1 pseudogene is annotated in these 904 nt (G+C 54.6%); it reads left to right on the plus strand.

The features are described 5' to 3' along the window. Window positions 1-590 precede the first annotated feature (590 nt). Window positions 591-904 (plus strand): annotated as a pseudogene (locus ACWGTI_RS32550) (hypothetical protein); the annotation flags it as partial.

Below are 904 nucleotides of genomic sequence, written 5' to 3' on the forward strand. Positions count from 1 at the left end.
AACGATTGAAGGCCGGATGGAACGAGGACTTTCTCGTCAGCCTCATCTCGTGAAAATTAACTCACCCGATTCCCCTGGTCGCCGTGTGCATTCTGCAGCGCTCGACAAAGTCGAATACGTCTGAATCAATCATGCCAGAGATCCCACCTCTCTGCCGCGATGCAAGTGTAAGAAAAATTAGCAACTCGAAATATACCAGCAACGAAGCGCCATTTTGCCAACGGCCAACGTCATTAAATTGCCTTCCTTGCTGAATTGTGATGACAACAGTGAACCGAAAGACGGCCGAATGAAAACTGACAAATAATTGGAATGGCGACGTGCCCCATGTCTTGATCGGTTGTCGTAGCGGGTGCAGGGTAAATGCTATTATTCGCACATCGCTACGGATGCCTTCGGGCATTGCGTTCAGTCGACTGCGTTCGAAACTCTTGTGAATTCTAATGTCGGGAAGCCGTGGCGGATCTGCAACTGACCCGACGTCGTACTAACGCTTAGTTCAGCCTATCCGCGCCTGCTGCAGATCCGAGACGGTGGATGGCAGTTCGGTCGCACATTCTGTACCGGAGAAACAGCGCTGGAGACGGATGATGGGACTGAACATGGCGATGGACGAGACGGCGATTTGCGCCATTGACGATCATGGCGCGGTGCATCTGGAGGCGGCGGTGATGACCGATCCCGAGGCGCTCTTGGAAATCCTCAACCTTTCCTCGGGCGAATGCGCCGCGTCGGCCACCAGGCGGGCTCGCTGTCGTCGAGAACGTGTTCCGCGTTGGGGCGCATGTAATATTGGAGGTCTCGCAAGTTGCAGCGCCATCCGACAGGAAGGTCACCTCCTGGTTCATAGCGATGCCCTGATCGATGAGAAGCTCGTGCAGGCGGCGCTTCGGTTTTTCGTCGT

The organism is Mesorhizobium sp. ArgA1, assembly GCF_053714375.1.